Raw genomic sequence first — 17,800 nt, forward strand, 5'->3', positions numbered from 1 at the left:
CGCCATGTCAAAGCCGCAGTCATTTCGTTCTCTTGCTCCCCTCAGTCGTCGTCAGTTTTTGCTCGGTAGTGCTGCGACAGCGCTGGCTGTCAGCAGTGGTGTCGTGCTTGCCGACCCCGTCGCTGTCGAGGTTAATGGCGACCAGTTGTCGCTGCGTCTGAATGGCAACAAGTCAGATTTTTCGGTCTTTACGCTGGCCAATCCGCCGCGGCTGGTGATTGATGGCCCCACGGCAGGCATGTCGGCCAGCGCCATGGAACTGCAGTTGCGGCGCATGAAAGCGCTGAGCTGGGTCAGGACCACGCGCTTTAACCCCAGCCATCAGGACAAGTTCCGCATTGTGCTGGAGCTGACCGGTACGCCGAAATACAAGATCACCCAGACCGAAGGTAATCAGCAGCTGGTCAGTGTGCAGGCGCCCGCTGGTGCCGCCGTCGTGGCGACAGCGGCGGCTTCCGCACCCGCCAGTCAGCCCGTGGAGCCAGTCAAGTCCAGCAGTGAAGTCCGCCGCCAGCAGCGGAAGGTGATCGTGATTGATCCGGGCCACGGTGGTGTCGACCCCGGTGCCATTGGCCGTAATGGCACCAAAGAAAAACACGTGGTGCTGGAAATCGCCCAGCGGGTCCGGGAGCAGCTGGGCGGACGCAATGATCTGGAGGTGGTTTTCACCCGTGATCGCGATATTTTCATCCCGCTGTTTGACCGCCGCGATTTTGCCCGCGACCGCAATGCCTACATGTTCATGTCGCTGCACGCTGATGGTTTTACCGACCCCAGTGCCAACGGTGCGTCCGTCTTCACTCTCTCCGAACGTGGCGCCACCAGTACCATGGCGCAGTTTCTGGCGGATAAGGAAAACGCCGTGGACGAGATCGCCGGGATCAAGTACTCCAAGGATAACGATGCGCTGGCCCGCACTCTGCTGGATCTGGTGCACACCAATACCCGCAAGGAAAGTGATCAGCTGGGCTCGATCATGCAGCAGGCGCTGCGCAAGGTGCACCGTATGCACAGCCGTCATGTGGAAGAGGCCGGTTTTGCCGTGCTGAAGTCGCCGGACGTTCCTTCGGTACTGGTGGAAACCTCTTTTATTACCAACCTCGATGAAGAGCGACTGCTGACCAGTGATGCCTTCCAGAACAAACTGGCGGTCGCCATCAGCGGTGGTATCAAACGTTTTATCGGCTAATCCACTGCGTGGCTTGATGGACGTTGCTGACAGAAAACGGCAAAGGCAGTGTACGTCGTCGCGCTGCCAATGCCCGCCAGCTGCGTCAGGATAAGCTGGCGTTTTTGCCGCAGCTGACTGGCCAGCGCTGCCAGTAACCCATCAACGGCCTCCTGTATTTCACTGCTTATCTCTCCCTGTTGCTGATAGTGCTGCACGCGCTCGTTAATAAACAGCTGCTGTACGCTGAGATCATTGAACTGACCCAGATCCTCCTGCAATCCCTTGAGACCTGCAAGCAGCCTGCTTTTACGTTTGCGCTCGCGATTTGTGCCGGGTGGTGTTGTGCTGTGCTGTTCAGCACGGGCGTCTGTCTGTACTGGCAGCATATCCAGAGCGTAGCGCAGCTTCTTGCAGTCGATACGCAACTGATGAATCGCATGATCAGCACTGTGCTCACTGACCTGCAAAGTCTGGATACAAACCTGCTGATAATGCTGCCAGATAAGCGCCTTGCCGACGTTAAGCAGCGTGGCGCTGAACGGTGCTGGTGCGGCGGTACTGCTCAGCGTGTATTGCAGTTGCTGTCGTTGTCGGGCGTAACGTTTACCGGTCAGCCAGTGAACCAGCTGCTGATGAGCGTGGTCGCGGTCCGCACCCAGCAGCGTAAAGAAGGCATTTATTCCGGCATGATGGGTGGTATCCAGCGTCGCCATGCACTGGCTGTGGCTGGCGAGGAACACATCCAGATCACGCAGCCGATTGGTTTTCGCCATGATCTGGCTGAGTGGACGGCGCAGCTGGTTCAGGCTGGCGGGTAAATGCGCACGGTAAAGACCAAGAATGGCGCGGGTTTTGCGTAGACTGACCCGATACTGATGCAGGGCTTCACTGTCACTGCCTTGCAGGATGTCAGGCTCAAACTGGCATGCACGCTGCCATTGCTGCTGGCAGAACGGCTGGCACCAGAGTGCGATGTCAGGGTGTTGCGGCTCAGTCATCGTGCTTTTCCCCAAACGGATGCATAACCATGGCACTGGCTGACGCAGCAGGCAAATCGTTACCTGCTGCCAGGGTTTGACCAGCTAATTGCTGGGATGTCTTGGGTTAAAAAATAGACGAAATAAACCATTGGGTTTGTTTTTGTTGACCTCAGGCAGACATGGCTTTTTAATAGCCGGTTGTTTGCCTGCAGGGCAAATGCGCAATGACGTTACAGGCGGTATAGTCACCGCCTTTTTTGTGGTTGGCAGTCTGTCGGGTTCTTCCTCGCTACGTTGACTCAGCAGGCTGCCAGCATTTTTGCTTATCGCATCAGCAGGCAGACAACGGGGCTACCATGTCACATATTCAGGCGTATCGAAGTGCCATTCTTCACTGCATAGCCGACCCGGCGGAAGTGGGCGTTGACGCAGCGGTGGAGTATTTCGCCGATGGTCTGCTGGTGGTGGAAGACGGCCATGTGGTTGCCTGTGGCGAAGCCAGTGCATTGCTGGCCGATCTGGCCGACGGTGTCGAGGTGCAGGAGCTGCCCAATAGCCTGCTGACGCCGGGCTTTATCGATACCCATATTCATTTCCCGCAAGTCGGGGTGATTGCCTCCTACGGCGAACAGCTGCTGGACTGGCTGAACAATTACACCTTCCCCGCTGAAGGCCATTTCCACGACAAGCAGCATGCCAGCGACATGGCTGAACTGTTTCTGCAGGAACTGCTGCGTAACGGCACCACCACGGCGCTGGTGTTTGGCACAGTGCACAAGGTGTCGGTGGAGGCTTTCTTCGAGCAGGCTGAGAAATATAACCTGCGCATGATTGCCGGTAAGGTGATGATGGATCGCCATGCCCCTGACTTCCTGACGGACACCCCGGAGTCCAGCTATGCCGACAGCAAGGAGCTGATCGAACGCTGGCATCAGCGAGGCCGCCTGCTCTATGCCGTCACCCCACGTTTTGCGCCTACCAGCAGCGATGAACAGTTGAGCGAAGCTGGCCGTTTGCTGCGCGAATACCCTGATGTCTACCTGCATACCCATCTGTCAGAAAATCATGCCGAATGCGCCTGGGTGCAGGAGTTGTTTCCACAGTGTTCGGGCTATCTGGATGTCTATGATCACTTTGGCCTGCTGCGCCCAAGGGCGGTTTTTGCCCATGGCATTCATTTACAGGAAGCGGAGTTCAAACGGCTGGCGGAAACGGATTCGGCGATTTCGTTCTGCCCGACGTCCAATCTTTTCCTCGGCAGCGGCCTGTTCAATCTGACAGAAGCCGAGCGCCACGGCGTGCGGGTAGGCATGGGTACTGATGTTGGTGGCGGCACCAGTTTCTCCATGCTGCAGACTCTCAACGAGGGCTACAAGGTGCAGCAGCTGCGTGGCCACAAGGTTCACCCTTACAAGTCGCTGTATCTGGCCACGCTCGGCGGTGCCCGGGCGCTGCAGCTGGATGACCGCATTGGCAGCTTCAAAGTGGGTAACGAAGCCGATTTTGTCGTGCTGGATCTGCATGCCACCCCGTTGATGAAATACCGCATGGCGCAGACCCGCAGTATTGAAGAACAGCTGTTTGTACTGACCATCCTGGGTGATGACCGTGCCATCCGTGCCACCTATGCCGCAGGGCAGTGCGTTCATCAGCGCGATGCCTGACCACCCTTCTGCGATGTGCTCTGAGTGATCGCAGCTACGCCTCCCGTGGCTGCGAGCCTGTTTCTCTTCCGGATGGTCAATTTTTCTGCCAGATCGTCCAGCAATCCTACCAAGGCAGCATTCTTGACCTGTCTGTCGTGACAATTCGTTGTTTCCTTAGGGTGATATGCGCACACTGGGCGCCATGGCTACGGTGTTATGCAGTGCTTTCACCCCGGCCATTCGTAATGATGGCGACGTGGTTGGTAGCGATGTTATTTAGTGCAAGCAATGATCTCGGGATTTTGCCCGGAGTACAGGCCGCAAGGCCCGGCATGGCCATAGCAGCAGACAAGCTGCTGGCTCAGCGTGAGCTGATTGAGCAGACCCTGCAAAGCGGTGTGCGCTGGCTGTTTTTCCCCTGCACGGTGGAATGCATGTATGAGCATGACCGTGAGCGGTTGCGGCAACGGCAGCTGTGGAAAGGTGGCCTGCTGGCCATCCTGATTTATAACCTGTTTCTGCTGATGGACCGGCTGATGTTGCCGGACATCTTTTTTGAAGCCATGGTCATCCGTCTGGGGATCGTGACGCCGTTGATGCTGGCGGTGCTCTATGGCATCCGCCGCGGGCTGCCTGCCCACTGGCGCGAGCTGTCGCTGCTGGTGATGAATCTGGTCATCATCGGCAGTCTGCTGGTGATGCTGGACATGTCGCACTATACCGACTCCATCTTCTATCACCCCGGTATCTATCTGGTGCTGATGTTTGCCAGCGTGGTGGTGCAGCTGAACTTCTGGTTTACCCTGCTGACCTGCCTGTTCACCATCGCCCTGTATGTGCTGATCAAACCTGTACCCTCCGGGGTGCCTGACTTTGTCTTTCCAACCTATGTGCTGATGCTGGTGACGACGGCCCTGTTTTCGGTATTTGCCTGCTATACCCTGGAGCGCAACGAGCGGCGCACTTATCTGGCCGGTTTGCTTGATCAGATCCGGCAGCTGCAGCTGGCACGTCTTAACGACGAGCTGCGGATGCTGTCCTATACCGATCCGTTGACGGGGCTGGCCAACCGGCGCGAGATGAGCGGTTATCTGGCACAGCTGAGTAAGGCAAGACAGCGCGAGGAGATGGGGGTGATCATGCTGGATGTCGATCACTTCAAGCATTTCAACGACCGCTACGGTCATCCGGCCGGTGATCGCTGCCTGCGTACCATTGCCGATACCCTGCAGAGTACGTTGCGCCGCAAAGGTGACATGGTTGCCCGCTTTGGCGGAGAGGAGTTTGTCGTGCTGCTACCGGGCGGCGATCTGCACATTGCCCGTCTGGTGGCAGAAAAGATGTGCAGTGCCATCAAGGCGCTGCGTATTCCCCATCAGGGAGCAGGTGAGGGTAACATCGTTACCATCAGTGCCGGCGTGGCGGTGGGCAGTGTCGATCTGGATATCGACGAGCCTTTGCGTCTGGCTGACGAGGCCCTGTATCGGGCCAAGTCAGCAGGTCGGGACTGTGTCAGCGCCTGATCGTCCGTCAGACAGGCATTAGAGTGCGAAGCGTCCTACCAGTTGCTGCAGATCGCCGCCAAGACTGGCCAGCTGGGTACTGGACTGTGCGGTTTGGGCACTGGCGGTGGCGGTCTGGTCGGCTACCTCTCGCACATTTTCCACACTGCGATTGATCTCTTCTGCCACCGTGCTTTGCTGCTCGGCAGCGGTGGCGATCTGCTGATTCATATCCTGAATATCGCCAATCGCACGGGAAATAGCCGTCAGCGCGGTGCCGGTATCGCGGGCCAGGGTGACGGTCTGTTCGGTCAGTGTCCTGCTGTCCTGCATGATCAGCGCGGTGTCGTTGGCGCGCCGTTGCAAGGCGGCAATCAGTGCTTCTATTTCTGCCGTTGACTGCTGGGTGCGCTGCGCCAGGCCGCGTACTTCATCAGCGACGACGGCAAAACCACGTCCGGCTTCCCCTGCGCGGGCCGCTTCAATGGCCGCATTCAATGCCAGCAGATTGGTCTGTTCGGCGACGGTTTTGATCACATCCAGCACACTGCCAATCTGATTGCTTTCTGCCTTCAGGCTGGCCATCGACTGTACCGAGCGTTCCACTTCGGCTGCCAGCCGGTCCATTGAGCTGACTGTCCGGGCGACGACGGCGTCACTGCTGTGGGCCTGCTGAGCCGCCTGATTGGCTGCGTTGGCTGCGCGCTCGGCATTCAGTGCTACATCGTTGACCGTGGCGGTCATTTCGTTCATGGCGGTAGCCACCAGATGAGTTTCATCCTTCTGGTTGAGCACGCCGTTGCGGGTCTGTTCAGTGACGGCCGACAGTTCTTCGGCGGCACTGGCCAACTGACCAACTCCGCTGGAAATATGGCCGATCAGCTCACGCAGGCGGTCATTGGTTTGCTGCAATCCCTGTTGCAGCATGCCTACTTCATCGCGGCGCTCTACGGTGATCTGCTGGCTCAGGTCGCCCTCGGCAATACGGCGCAGCTGGGTGACGGTCTGACGCAGGGAGGGCACGATCTGGCGATTGATGGCCCAGGCCGCCAGAATGCCGAGCAGGATGGCCAGCGCTGCGGTGCTGAGCAGGGTAGTGACGGCACTGTGTGATTCACTATCGCGACGGCTGATCTGCAATTGATAGAGCTCATTGATGACGCTGAGAACGTCATTGGTGCGTGCGGTCATTTCCTGACGGGCGGCACTGATACGGCGTAAAGCCTGGGTGTAGCTGTCAATGGCCTGACGGTAGGCACTCAAGCTGCTCTGGAGTGGAGCAATCTGTGTTGCATCAACGCCGTGAATCTCGCTTTGCAGACGTTTCAGCTCTGTCAGGGCGGTGTCGGTGCTGCTAATCGCCTTGTCTGCCAGTTCGGCACGGGCGCCGTAGGTCAGACTGCGGGTATCAATGCGTGCCTGCTGAATGGCAGAAACGACTTGCCAGTAGGTGTCCAGATCCCGGATCGGACTGTCGCTCGCGGTGCTTTGCAACAGTTGCTGATGAAGTTGCTGCAATAGTGTGTCAGCTGCATTGGCAGCCTGATCCAGTTGCAGGTGAGTGCTACCGGCCTGGGCGTAACCCTGTCGCATATCGTCAAACGCCTGACGGTAGTCATTCTGCGTCAGGGTTTTGTGCTGATGTAGCAGGCGCAGGTTAGTGGGGTCCTTAAACGAGGCAATAATGCTGTCCTGCTGTTGTTCCATCTGCTGCAGGTTGTTCAGTACTTTACTGGCGGAAGCTTCATCACCTTGTGTCAGCATGTACTGCAGGCGGCTGATACGCATATCGGTGGTCAGGGTGTTGAGCTGGGTGATCGCCTGCGTCCAGTTGCTGCGTTTGATCAGGGTATCCATGGCAGACCAGGCGGTGATCACCAGAGTCAGGGTCAGGGCCAGGACCAGACTGAACCCCAGTCCGAGTTTGAGGCTGACGCTGAGGTTATTGAGCCAACGGAGCATAGCGAAGAGGTCTCTCTGAAATAAGTGGGCCACCGCCGCGCGAGGCGGGCGGGCGCAAACAAGGTCATGGGGTGTGTCGCTGACAACGGCGCGCTGATCCCACAATGGCGGGGAAGGGGCGGTCAGGGTGATGTAAAGCCTGACTAATTTTATCGGGATTAATCATGCAGACCTAGACGAAAGTCGTAGTGCGAGGGGTTGTGTCCTTAAAAACCGCGAAGCAATGAATTGGCTAAATTCTGCATTCTTCATTGTCTGAAAAGCGCAGATCAGGGAAAATACCGGCCAATTTTATTTCTATCCGCAGAGGTCCGCCGTGCCGTGGCCCTTTGCCCTCAGCACAGAAGATTGAATTCCATGTCCACCTCTGTCATGCCGCCCGAAATTGCCAAGCGCCGCACTTTCGCCATCATTTCTCACCCTGACGCCGGTAAGACCACCATTACCGAAAAATTGCTGCTGATCGGTCAGATCATCCAGCAGGCTGGCACGGTGAAAGGGCGCAAGAGTGATCGCCATGCCACCTCCGACTGGATGAGCATGGAGCAGGAGCGTGGTATCTCTATCACCTCCTCGGTGATGCAGTTCCCTTACAAGGACCGAATCGTCAACCTGCTGGATACTCCCGGTCACGAAGACTTCTCTGAAGACACCTACCGCACGCTGACGGCTGTGGACTCCGCGCTGATGGTGGTAGACGGTGCCAAGGGTGTGGAAGACCGTACCATCAAGCTGATGGAAGTCTGTCGTCTGCGTGACACGCCGATTCTGGCTTTCGTCAACAAGATGGACCGTGACATCCGCGAACCCATCAGCCTGCTCGACGAAATCGAGGAAGTGCTGAAGATTGAGGCGGCGCCGATCAACTGGCCTATCGATATGGGTAAGCAGTTCAAGGGCGTCTATAACCTGTACACCGATGTGGTGCATGTCTACACCCCCGGCAAGGGCCACACGCTGCAGGACGATATCCAGATTCAGGGTCTGGAAAGTGATGAAGCCAAAGCGTTGCTGGGTGATCTGTGGGCAAACTTTGTTGATGAAATTGAGCTGGTGCGTGGTGCAAGTCACACCTTCAATCTGGAAGCCTATCTGGCAGGCCAACAGACGCCCGTCTTCTTCGGTACTGCACTGGGGAACTTCGGTGTGCGTGAAATGCTCGACGGCTTTGTGGAGTGGGCACCTGCCCCGGCCAACCGCAAGACCGAAAGCCGTGAAGTTGCTTCTGCTGAGGAGAAGTTTTCGGGCTTCGTTTTTAAGATTCAGGCCAACATGGACCCAAAACACCGCGACCGTATTGCTTTCCTGCGAGTGTGTTCAGGCAGCTATACCCAGGGTATGAAGCTGCGCCATTGCCGCATTGGTAAGGATGTCCGTATTGCTGATGCAGTGACCTTTATCGCCGGTGAACGTGAAGCGGTGGAAGAGGCCTGGGCCGGTGACATTATTGGTTTGCATAACCACGGTACGATCCAGATCGGTGATACCTTCACCGAAGGTGAAGAGCTTAAATTCACCGGCATTCCGCACTTTGCGCCTGAACTGTTCCGCCGTGTGCGCCTGCGTGACCCGCTGAAGATGAAGCAGTTGCAGAAAGGTTTGCAGCAGCTGTCGGAAGAAGGTGCGACTCAGGTGTTCCAGCCGCTCAACAACAATGACCTGATTCTTGGCGCGGTCGGTGTGCTGCAGTTTGAAGTGGTCGCCTATCGTCTCAAGGACGAATACAAGGTCGAGTGCATCTACGAAGCCGTCAACGTTGCCACTGCCCGCTGGGTTGAGTGCAAGGACAGCAAGAAGTTTGAAGAGTTCAAGCGCAAGTGCGCTGATAACCTGTCAGTGGATGGCGGCGGCCTGTTGACTTATCTGGCGCCAACCCGCGTCAACTTGAGCCTGGCTCAGGAGCGTTATCCTGACGTGGTCTTCCGCGCGACACGTGAGCACTGATCTGGCACATTCTGATTCGCCTTAGTGCAACGATCAAATGCCCTCATTTTTGGGGGCATTTTCGTTTCTGCGGTTGCAAAGCCGTACGACTCCGACTAAATCTGTATCCCTAATGACGTTGTGCCTGTTGATTGATTTGCAGCAGGATTTGCAAGGCACGCATCCATCCACCCGAAAGAGCGGTAGTCGGGCAGTAGTCGATGAAAAAGAATTTCCCTGTTACACAGAAAGCCATTCCTTTGAAGGCCGGTCAGGTGCTGATCTCCGGAACAGACCTGAAAGGGGCCGTGACCTATTGCAATGATGACTTTATCGCGGTGAGTGGTTTTTCCCGTGATGAGCTGATTGGTCACAATCACAATATTGTGCGCCATCCGGATGTGCCGCCGGCGGTATACGCGGATCTGTGGCAGAACCTCAAGGCTGGCCGCTCCTGGATGGGTATTGTCAAGAACCGTGCAAAATCGGGTGACCATTACTGGGTGGATGCCTATATCACGCCGGTACTGGAACAGGGCCGGGTCGTCGGTTACGAGTCTGTGCGCCATCCCGCCTCGGTGGAGCAGATTGCCCGGGCAGAGGTGCTGTATGCCCGCATCAATCAGGGTAAGGCGCCACTGACACGGGCTGAGCAGTTCTCTCCGGTCTGGTGGCCGGTATTCTTTACCCTCGTTGTTGGCTTGCTGGGAGTAGTGGTACGTCAGTTGATTGATGACCCCATGCTGGCATGGGGGCTGGGTATCCTGATCGCGGTGCTGGCGGCCAGCGGTGTCTACTATCTGATTAATCAGCAGCTGGCCCGGCTGCTGCCGGATGCACGTGCGGTCTTTCACAACCCACTGGCCAGCTATATGTATCAGGGCAAGGTCAATCCGTTTACCGACATAGCGACCTCGATGTATGCCCTGAGGAGTCGGGCGCGCACGGTGGTGCATCGCCTGTCCAGCAGCTCCCGTCATGTGGCCCGTGAGGCGACGCATTCCCAGCAGCGGGTCAGTGAGGTGCAGGCGGGGATTCGCAAGCAGCAGTCTCAGGCCGATCAGCTGGCCGCAGCCATGAACGAGATGGCTGCGTCCATCGGCGAAGTGGCTCGACATGCCCGTGACTCTGCTGAGGTGACAGTACATATCGATCAGCAGGCGGGGGAAAGCCGTCAGGTGCTGGAGCGCACCATCGCCACCATTGAGCAGCTCAATCACAATGTCCAGCACACCTCCGAAGTCGTGGCCAGGCTGGCAACGCAGTCCAACGAGATTGGCAGTTTTGTTTCTGCGATCCATAGCATCGCTGATCAGACCAACCTGCTGGCGCTCAATGCCGCCATTGAGGCGGCACGTGCCGGTGAACAGGGTCGTGGATTTGCTGTGGTGGCAGATGAGGTGCGCAGTCTGGCAACACGTACTCAGGAAGCGACAGAACAGATTCAGGAAATCATCAGCAAGCTGCAGCAGGAGTCCGAGCAGGCTGTGGAGTCCATCAATGCCAGCAGGGCTGGCACTGAGGCCAGTGTGGCGCAGGTGCGTCATGCCGGTGACGTGCTGATCGATATCAGTCATGGCATGAGCGACATCCATCAACGCACGGAGCAGATCGCCACTGCTGCAGAGCAACAGAGCAGTGTGGCTGAAACCATCAACGGCAATGTCACGGAAATATCAGTGGCCGCAGACAGCATGACCAGTGAAATAGCCGAAACCGTTGCCTCGGTTGAGCGTGTAGCGGCCCAGGCCAAGGAGCAGGGCTCGCTGGCGGAGCGCATGGGGTAAAGTCTGGCAGTCCCATCCTGAGATGCCTTGAGAGCGCTGAGATAGGCGGTATATGACTGATTATGCTGCCTTTTCACAGCGCTTTTTCATGTTATGATCCAACGCGGATCAGGGTTAGGGTAAAGCAATGTCAGATACCACGGCGAAACAGGATCCGGCGTTACGTATTGCGTCGGGTCGTAAGCCATTTGTCGAACCACTGCGTTTAGGGCAACGGCTCAAGGAGATCCGCTTGAGTAATAACTGGACGCTGGAGGATGTCAGTCAGCGTACCGGTCTGGCGCGTTCTACCCTGTCCAAGATTGAAAACGAACAGATTTCCCCGACCTTTACTGCAGTGCAGAAACTATCTCACGGTCTGGGTATCGATCTGCCTCAGCTGTTCTCAACACCCAAGCGCAAGGAAAAGCCGCTGGGCAGGCGTGATCTGACCCGCCTGGGAGAGGGGCGCCCCCATCCCACACCTACTTACGAACATGAGCTGCTCTGCACGGACTTTGCCAACAAGCGCATGATTCCCTTCAAGACGATAGTGCATGCGCGCAGTTTCGATGATTTCAGTGAGTGGGTGCGTCATGACGGTGAGGAGTTCCTGCTGGTACTGGACGGGCAGGTGATGCTCTATACCGAGTTCTATGAGCCTCTTCAGCTGGAAACAGGCGATAGCCTGTACTTTGACAGCAGCATGGGCCATGCGGTGGTATCGGTTAGCAAGGATGACGCGGTCATCCTGTCGGTGTGTTCTTCCTGAGCCCGACGAAATTGCGTTGTATTCATCGGTTGTGTACGGCCTGGCGTTGTCACTCAAGGTAAGGAGAGAAAGTGAAGGTTCTGGTAACAGGTGCCCATGGTCAGGCAGGCAGCGCTATCGTTCTGCAATTACATCAGCTTGGATTCAAGGTTGATGCTGCCTCTCATGCCATGCTGGACATTGCCAATCCGGATGCTGTTGCTTCTTACCTGCAGAAATCACGCCCTGATTTTATCGTCAATGCCGCGGGTATGAACGATATCTATCTGGCCGAAAGACAGCCAGAGCGGTGTCGGCAGGTCAATCAGGAAGGTCCGGTGATACTGGCCAGAGAGGCGGAACATATGGGTATCGGCCTGCTGCATCTGTCCTGCGCACTGGTGTTCGATGGTCTGCTGAAAGTGCCCTATAAAGAGGATGACCCGATTCGTCCGGTCGGTATGCTGGGGGAGACCAAGTGGCTGGGTGAGGAAGGTGTCCGACGCCACTGCATGCGCCACATCATTTTGCGCAGTCACTGGTTGTTCAGCGCCACTGACGCAGGGGAAGTGGCTCAGGTATTGCGTGATGCCCGTACCCACAAGAGTTTGCCGGCGCTGGTTGATCACATCGGTCAGCCGACGGCAGCCGCTGATCTGGCCCGTGTCGTGGGCGCTATTCTGCAACAGCTGGAGTGCGGTGTAACTGAGTGGGGTACCTATCACTACGGCAGCGCCGAGTATACGAGCCGCTATGGCTTCTACGAAGCCATTCTGGCTCAGGCCAGACAGTTTATCGCTATTACCTGTGATGAGCTGGAAAGCCTCAATGCCGAACAGGCAGATGTGCTTCCCGCGCGTCCCAATCAGACCCGACTGGATTGCCGCAAGATTCGTCATGTCTTTGGCATTGGTCAGCGTCCATGGCGCCAGTATCTGCAGGCGATGCTGACTGAAATGTGTGATCCGATGATTTAGATAGCTAAGCCGCTGTCACGCTGTGTGGCAGCAATGCCGGATCGAAAATGAAAAAGCCGCAGCAGTGCGGCTTTTTCATTTCTTCGTCCAGGGTGCCCGCCCCTGGAGCGTGAGCAGGTGTTTCGTTGTCGCGTCTGTCAGCTCAGCTCCATGGCAGCGGCGACTTGCTTAGTGCAACGGAGACTATGTAAGCCAGTATCAGCCAGCAGGCGAAAAGGGCTATTACCCGACTGGCATAGGTTTTTCCACGCTTCAGGGCGACGGTACCCAGGACGATGTAGGCAATCAGTCCCAGCAACTTGGCAGTCAGCCAGCCAGCACCACTCTGGAAGGGATAGACGCCCAGTTGCACAATCAGGCCGATAGCGGTAACCAGCAACAGGGTGTCAATGATATGTGGCAAGATCCTGACCCACTTCTTTTCCAGCATAGGTGAGCGACGCAGCATCCACATTCCGCGCAGGGTAAAAAGAAAGATGCTGAGAAAGGCGAACAGCATATGGCTGTGTTTGAAGGCGATAACCATGCAGGTTCCTTGAGTTGCCTGATGTGAGAGAAATTCGTGATGATTGCAGTACGCCACAATATCAGGTTATGGCGCCAAGATTGTGGCGATAATAGCGAAAATTGCTGGATGCCGATATGACGGTGCTGTTATATGGTCGGCTTTGCTTTAAAATGCCCCACCTTAATCAAGGGCCGTTACGACAACAACCACATCGGCCTTCAGTTTAGTAGGTAAAGAGGAGCAAGATGACATCATCCCTGAGTGAAGCCTTTCAGGATATCCGTCCCTACGAGGATGGCGAGGTCAAGGAGGTCATCGCCCGGATTCTGGCTGATCAAGAGTTTATTGATGCCATAGTACGCTTCAAGTATCCCAAACTGCGTAATTATCTCGGCTGGTTGCTCAATCCGGCAGTGGCCTTTGCCCTGCGTCGGCAGGCGGGCAAGATTGGCAACATCCGCGATTTTCAGCATAACGTTTCTTTCTATATGGATCGGATGATCCATAAAAGCACTACCGGCCTGACAGTCACCGGGATTGATAAGCTGCAGCCCGGTAAGGCTTATCTGTTTATCTCCAACCATCGCGATATCGCTATGGACCCCGCTTTCGTCAACTATGCCCTGTGGCACAATCAGCACGATACGGTACGCATCGCCATCGGTGACAACCTGCTGCGCAAACCGTACGTCAGTGATCTGATGCGGCTGAACAAGAGTTTTATCGTCAAGCGTTCAGCCAAAGGCGTGCGGGAGATGATGGCGACCTACCTGCAGTTGTCCACTTACATCGACAGCTCCATTGCCGATGGTCATTCCATCTGGATTGCACAGCGAGAAGGGCGGGCAAAAGACGGCAAGGATCTGACGGATCCGGCCATCATCAAGATGTTCTACATGTTCCGTAAGAAGGAAGGTCTGAGTTTTGCCGAGGCCATGCAGCGCCTGCATATTGTGCCTGTCAGTATCTCCTATGAATACAATCCCTGTGATCAGTCCATGGCGCGCGAGCTCTATGCTCTGGCCGAACAGGGAGGTTATGAAAAGTCTCAGTTTGAGGATATCCAGAGTATTGTCCGCGGCATCGTCGGCTATAAAGGTCAGGTGCATGTGGCTTTCGGCGATGAAATCGTTGAGCCGCCTGCTTCACCGGAAGAGCTGGCGGAACTGATTGATCGTCAGATTCTGGACAATTACTTCATGCACGGCTCTAACCTGACTGCAGCCAAACATCTGGGTGTCAGTACTCAACAAGTGCCTTCAGCGGAACAGCAGACGACCTTTGATGAACGTCTCGAAGGGTTATCGGAAGGTCAGCGGGCATTTTTTCTGGAAATGTATGCCGCTCCGGTGCGGCGTAAGCTGGCGCTGGAACAACAGTAAGGGAGACCGGTTGTATGGCAGCGTTGATCGCTGGATTGCGTACCTGCATTTTTTACCTGGGATATTTCCCCACGGTAATCAGCTACTCACTGATCTGTGTAGTGTTTTTTATCTGGGTGCCCTTTCGCCATCGTCACCCTCTGGTCGTGCTATTTAACCGCTTCTTCATCTGGTGGTTGCGTATCTCCTGCGGTGTGCGTCATCAGGTGACTGGTATAGAGCATATGCCCAGAGACGGTGCCTTTGTACTTATCAGTAATCACCAGAGCCAGTGGGAAACGTTCTACCTGCAAACCTTGCCGCGTGCTCTGGTGACGGTGTTGAAAAAAGAGCTGCTGTCCGTCCCGTTCTTTGGCTGGGCTCTGCGGCTGTTGCGTCCCATCGCCATTGACCGGTCGCAAAAGACCAATGCCCTGAAGCAGATTCTCAAGCAGGGTAAAGAGCGACTGGGTGCCGGCGAAGGGTTATTGATTTTCCCGCAGGGGACTCGGCTTGATCCCGGTGTGGAAGGTACCTATTCAAAAAGCGGGACGGTTCTTGCGTGTTCCTCCGGGGTGCCGTTGCTGCCCTTAGTCCATAATGCGGGTACCTGCTGGCCTAACAAACGCTTTATCAAGTTTCCGGGTACGATTCAGATCGTGCTGGGAGCGCCCATCGATACGGTCGGTAAAACCACCGATGAAGTGCATTCTCAGGCTGTCGACTGGATGCAGGCTCAGCTGAAGGCTATGCCTCAGCATCTACCGGGATGATGAAATAACGCATTCCGGGCCGGGAAGGGAATCCCCTTCCCGCTCTTTTCTCCTTGCCACCTCGCTACTTTTCCTTCTTTTCTGTTATCAGCTGCACTCTTGCAAGAGCATAGTGGTGGTGATTCGGCTTGGCATTTACGCTTGCTGCTGGCTATGGTGTAACAACTTGAGGTAGTCGGCCATGTTGTTGCCGCATGGTCAGTGCGGAGGGATGCATGATGTGTCGTTGGTTGTGGGGATGGGCGTGTTACTGGTTCGCAGCCACTGCGCTGGCGCACACCTTACCCCTGGGGGATGGCAAGATCAGCCAAATGCCACAGACTGGCTATGTGATGGTCTGCCAGTCGGAGCATCGTGGGCGTGGTGTTATGGGGCCCTCACCCTGGATCGTCGGCGATCACTGGGATCCAGCACAGAAACCGATGGTGCAGGGGCGACGCTACTGGCATGAAGCTTACATCAATATCAGCGAAGTTATCGCGGGCGTGGTGCGGCAGCGTCATATCGAAGGTAATGGTCTGCCTGTCAGTGCACCGACGGGGCAGTTTCCCATAGCGCAGAGTGATCCTGCCTTTCGCTATGATCGCAACCCTAACCGTATCCACTCCCAGACCGTAGCGTATGACCTTCCCTTGCAACCGGCACTGGCAGCTCGGGCTTCCTGCTTACCGATGGGGCCGATTGGTATCGCGTTGAATGGGGTGGCGATCTTCAATGCCCTGGATGATCTTGGGCGTGATGCAGTAGCGCATGAGGTGCAGGATAGCTGTCAGGGGCATCCGCAGGAGCAGGGGGCGTATCACTATCATGGACCGAGTGACTGCCTGTCAGGCAGCCTGCAGCCTGCTCAGTTGCTGGGTTACGCACTGGATGGATTTGGTATCTACAGTATGTGGGATGAGCAGGGGCGGCAGCTGACCAATGCGGATCTTGATGCCTGCCACGGGCGGACAAGTAAGGTTCGTTGGAATGGCCAAGAAGTCACGATGTATCACTACGTGATGACGGAAGAGTATCCCTATACTCTGGGATGTTTCCGCGGTACGCCATTGACGCTGGCTCATCTGCGCATGCAGCATCCATCTTTTCCACGTCAGCTGCCACCGCCGCCGGGTCAAGGGCGTCTGCGACCGCAATGGTAAGAGAGGGGCTGTTTTGGTGGCGATGAAAAGCAACAACCCCGCAGATGCGGGGTTGTTATGTGCTGTACGTCAAAGTGCGTGCAGAGTTAGCCCTGGTAGCGTTTGAAAATCAGCGTAGCGTTAGTGCCACCAAAACCGAAGCTGTTGGACATGATGCAGTTCAACACCTGTTCTCTGTTGGAGGCGGGAATGTTGGCACCGGCCAGCGCAGGGTCAAGGTTATCGATGTTGGCAGAGCCAGCGATAAAGTTGTTTTCCATCATTAGCAGGCTGTAGATGGCTTCCTGTACGCCAGCTGCGCCCAGCGAATGGCCAGACAGAGACTTGGTTGATGTAACAGGAGGCATGTTGTCGCCAAAGACTGCCATCACTGCCTTCATTTCGGCGACATCACCCACGGGGGTGCTGGTGCCGTGGGCATTGATGTAGTCGATAGGCAAATCCAGGCCTGCCATCGCCTGATGCATGCAGCGTTTGGCACCTTCGCCAGACGGTGCAACCATATCGTAGCCATCAGAGGTTGCGCCATAGCCTACCAGTTCAGCGTAGATCTTGGCGCCACGCGCTTTGGCGTGTTCCAGCTCTTCAAGAACCAGCATGCCGCCACCGCCGGCAATAATGAAACCGTCACGGTCAACATCGTACGCGCGGGAGGCTTTTTCTGGGGTTTCGTTGTATTTGGTAGACAAGGCGCCCATGGCATCGAACAGCACCGTTTGCGCCCAGTGCAGTTCTTCACCGCCACCCGCAAACACGATGTCTTGCTTACCCAGTTGGATCAGCTCCATACCATTGCCGATACAGTGTGCGCTGGTGGCGCAGGCTGAGGTGATGGAGTAGTTCACACCCTTGATTTTGAAGGGGGTTGCCAGACATGCTGACACAGTGCTGCCCATGGTACGGGTAACACGATAGGGGCCAACTTTGCGCACGCCTTTTTCGCGTGCCAGGTCGCCAGACTCGATGATATTGGCGGATGAGGCACCACCGGAGCCTGCAATCAGACCGGTCCGTTCACTGGAAACCATTTCTGGGCTGAGGCCAGCATCTTCGATAGCCTGTGCCATCGACAGATAGGCAAAGCCCGCTGCGTCACCCATGAAGCGACGCAGTTTACGGTCAATGGCTTCATCCAGATTGACGTCCGGACGGCCAGCAATATGGCTACGAAAGCCCATTTCTGCATATTCAGGTTGAAAGGAAATGCCGGAACGGCCCTGCTGCAGAGAGTCCAGTACAGTAGCCTTATCGTTGCCCAGGCAGGACACGATACCCATTCCGGTAACAACAACGCGTCGCATTAAAGCGCCCTCATGTCAATTAACTTGACCTAGCACT

14 protein-coding genes are annotated in these 17,800 nt (G+C 56.1%); 10 read left to right on the forward strand and 4 right to left on the reverse strand.

Annotated elements, in window-relative coordinates; translation table 11 throughout:
* Positions 1-4 precede the first annotated feature (4 nt).
* A complete protein-coding gene (locus QCD60_RS16225) occupies positions 5-1,189 on the forward strand; it encodes an N-acetylmuramoyl-L-alanine amidase (RefSeq protein ID WP_279787071.1) in 1,185 nt (394 codons plus the stop codon).
* Here the strand turns inward: QCD60_RS16225 and QCD60_RS16230 are convergent.
* Complete coding sequence (locus tag QCD60_RS16230; RefSeq protein WP_279787074.1) at positions 1,186-2,169, reverse strand: CHAD domain-containing protein; 984 nt, start codon at positions 2,167-2,169, stop codon at positions 1,186-1,188. The genes QCD60_RS16225 and QCD60_RS16230 overlap by 4 nt on opposite strands.
* Positions 2,170-2,507: 338 nt before the next feature.
* Here QCD60_RS16230 and guaD point away from each other — a divergent pair, with 338 nt between their 5' ends.
* Both guaD and QCD60_RS16240 read left to right on the forward strand, forming a co-directional pair.
* Positions 2,508-3,815, forward strand: coding sequence for a guanine deaminase (guaD, locus tag QCD60_RS16235; RefSeq protein ID WP_279787076.1), 1,308 nt, complete (start codon positions 2,508-2,510; stop codon positions 3,813-3,815).
* Between the two features lie 314 nt (positions 3,816-4,129).
* Positions 4,130-5,320, forward strand: a complete 1,191-nt coding sequence (locus tag QCD60_RS16240; RefSeq protein ID WP_279787078.1) for a GGDEF domain-containing protein — start codon at positions 4,130-4,132, stop codon at positions 5,318-5,320.
* A gap of 18 nt (positions 5,321-5,338) precedes the next feature.
* On the opposite strand, the gene QCD60_RS16245 is transcribed toward QCD60_RS16240, so the two are convergent.
* A complete protein-coding gene (locus QCD60_RS16245; RefSeq protein ID WP_279787080.1) occupies positions 5,339-7,261 on the reverse strand; it encodes a methyl-accepting chemotaxis protein in 1,923 nt (640 codons plus the stop codon).
* A 357-nt stretch (positions 7,262-7,618) separates the two neighbouring features.
* Between QCD60_RS16245 and QCD60_RS16250 the strand changes: the two genes are divergently transcribed.
* The 4 genes from QCD60_RS16250 (at position 7,619) to QCD60_RS16265 (ending at position 12,678) form a co-directional block, all read left to right on the forward strand.
* Positions 7,619-9,205, forward strand: coding sequence for a peptide chain release factor 3 (locus tag QCD60_RS16250; RefSeq protein ID WP_104151817.1), 1,587 nt, complete (start codon positions 7,619-7,621; stop codon positions 9,203-9,205).
* 200 nt (positions 9,206-9,405) lie between these two features.
* Positions 9,406-10,971, forward strand: a complete 1,566-nt coding sequence (locus tag QCD60_RS16255; RefSeq protein WP_279787083.1) for a PAS domain-containing methyl-accepting chemotaxis protein — start codon at positions 9,406-9,408, stop codon at positions 10,969-10,971.
* Positions 10,972-11,098: 127 nt separating this feature from the next.
* A complete protein-coding gene (locus QCD60_RS16260; protein WP_104151815.1) occupies positions 11,099-11,722 on the forward strand; it encodes an XRE family transcriptional regulator in 624 nt (207 codons plus the stop codon).
* A 71-nt stretch (positions 11,723-11,793) separates the two neighbouring features.
* A complete protein-coding gene (locus QCD60_RS16265) occupies positions 11,794-12,678 on the forward strand; it encodes an NAD(P)-dependent oxidoreductase (RefSeq protein WP_279787087.1) in 885 nt (294 codons plus the stop codon).
* Positions 12,679-12,820: 142 nt separating this feature from the next.
* Here the strand turns inward: QCD60_RS16265 and QCD60_RS16270 are convergent, their stop codons facing one another.
* Positions 12,821-13,204, reverse strand: a complete 384-nt coding sequence (locus QCD60_RS16270) for a SirB2 family protein (RefSeq protein ID WP_279787089.1) — start codon at positions 13,202-13,204, stop codon at positions 12,821-12,823.
* A gap of 227 nt (positions 13,205-13,431) precedes the next feature.
* Between QCD60_RS16270 and QCD60_RS16275 the strand changes: the two genes are divergently transcribed.
* The 3 genes from QCD60_RS16275 to QCD60_RS16285 all read left to right on the forward strand — a co-directional run bounded on the left by QCD60_RS16275 (position 13,432) and on the right by QCD60_RS16285 (position 16,462).
* A complete protein-coding gene (locus QCD60_RS16275; RefSeq protein ID WP_279787091.1) occupies positions 13,432-14,568 on the forward strand; it encodes a 1-acyl-sn-glycerol-3-phosphate acyltransferase in 1,137 nt (378 codons plus the stop codon).
* 14 nt (positions 14,569-14,582) lie between these two features.
* A complete protein-coding gene (locus tag QCD60_RS16280; protein WP_279787094.1) occupies positions 14,583-15,320 on the forward strand; it encodes a lysophospholipid acyltransferase family protein in 738 nt (245 codons plus the stop codon).
* Between the two features lie 215 nt (positions 15,321-15,535).
* A complete protein-coding gene (locus tag QCD60_RS16285) occupies positions 15,536-16,462 on the forward strand; it encodes a YHYH protein (RefSeq protein WP_279787096.1) in 927 nt (308 codons plus the stop codon).
* Between the two features lie 86 nt (positions 16,463-16,548).
* Here the strand turns inward: QCD60_RS16285 and fabB are convergent, their stop codons facing one another.
* Positions 16,549-17,763, reverse strand: a complete 1,215-nt coding sequence (gene fabB, locus QCD60_RS16290) for a beta-ketoacyl-ACP synthase I (RefSeq protein ID WP_104151809.1) — start codon at positions 17,761-17,763, stop codon at positions 16,549-16,551.
* Positions 17,764-17,800: the final 37 nt, after the last annotated feature.

It is taken from the genome of Pokkaliibacter sp. MBI-7 (assembly GCF_029846635.1).
Lineage (GTDB): Bacteria > Pseudomonadota > Gammaproteobacteria > Pseudomonadales > Balneatricaceae > Pokkaliibacter.

Coding starts and splice junctions, on each gene's coding strand:
- QCD60_RS16280 (WP_279787094.1), top strand. CDS start 14,583: ATGGCAGCGTTGATCGCTGGATTGCGTACCTGCATTTTTTACCTGGGA.
- guaD (WP_279787076.1), top strand. CDS start 2,508: ATGTCACATATTCAGGCGTATCGAAGTGCCATTCTTCACTGCATAGCC.
- QCD60_RS16230 (WP_279787074.1), bottom strand. CDS start 2,169: ATGACTGAGCCGCAACACCCTGACATCGCACTCTGGTGCCAGCCGTTC.
- QCD60_RS16275 (WP_279787091.1), top strand. CDS start 13,432: ATGACATCATCCCTGAGTGAAGCCTTTCAGGATATCCGTCCCTACGAG.
- QCD60_RS16250 (WP_104151817.1), top strand. CDS start 7,619: ATGTCCACCTCTGTCATGCCGCCCGAAATTGCCAAGCGCCGCACTTTC.
- QCD60_RS16255 (WP_279787083.1), top strand. CDS start 9,406: ATGAAAAAGAATTTCCCTGTTACACAGAAAGCCATTCCTTTGAAGGCC.
- fabB (WP_104151809.1), bottom strand. CDS start 17,763: ATGCGACGCGTTGTTGTTACCGGAATGGGTATCGTGTCCTGCCTGGGC.
- QCD60_RS16225 (WP_279787071.1), top strand. CDS start 5: ATGTCAAAGCCGCAGTCATTTCGTTCTCTTGCTCCCCTCAGTCGTCGT.
- QCD60_RS16270 (WP_279787089.1), bottom strand. CDS start 13,204: ATGGTTATCGCCTTCAAACACAGCCATATGCTGTTCGCCTTTCTCAGC.
- QCD60_RS16260 (WP_104151815.1), top strand. CDS start 11,099: ATGTCAGATACCACGGCGAAACAGGATCCGGCGTTACGTATTGCGTCG.
- QCD60_RS16245 (WP_279787080.1), bottom strand. CDS start 7,261: ATGCTCCGTTGGCTCAATAACCTCAGCGTCAGCCTCAAACTCGGACTG.
- QCD60_RS16285 (WP_279787096.1), top strand. CDS start 15,536: ATGATGTGTCGTTGGTTGTGGGGATGGGCGTGTTACTGGTTCGCAGCC.
- QCD60_RS16240 (WP_279787078.1), top strand. CDS start 4,130: ATGGCCATAGCAGCAGACAAGCTGCTGGCTCAGCGTGAGCTGATTGAG.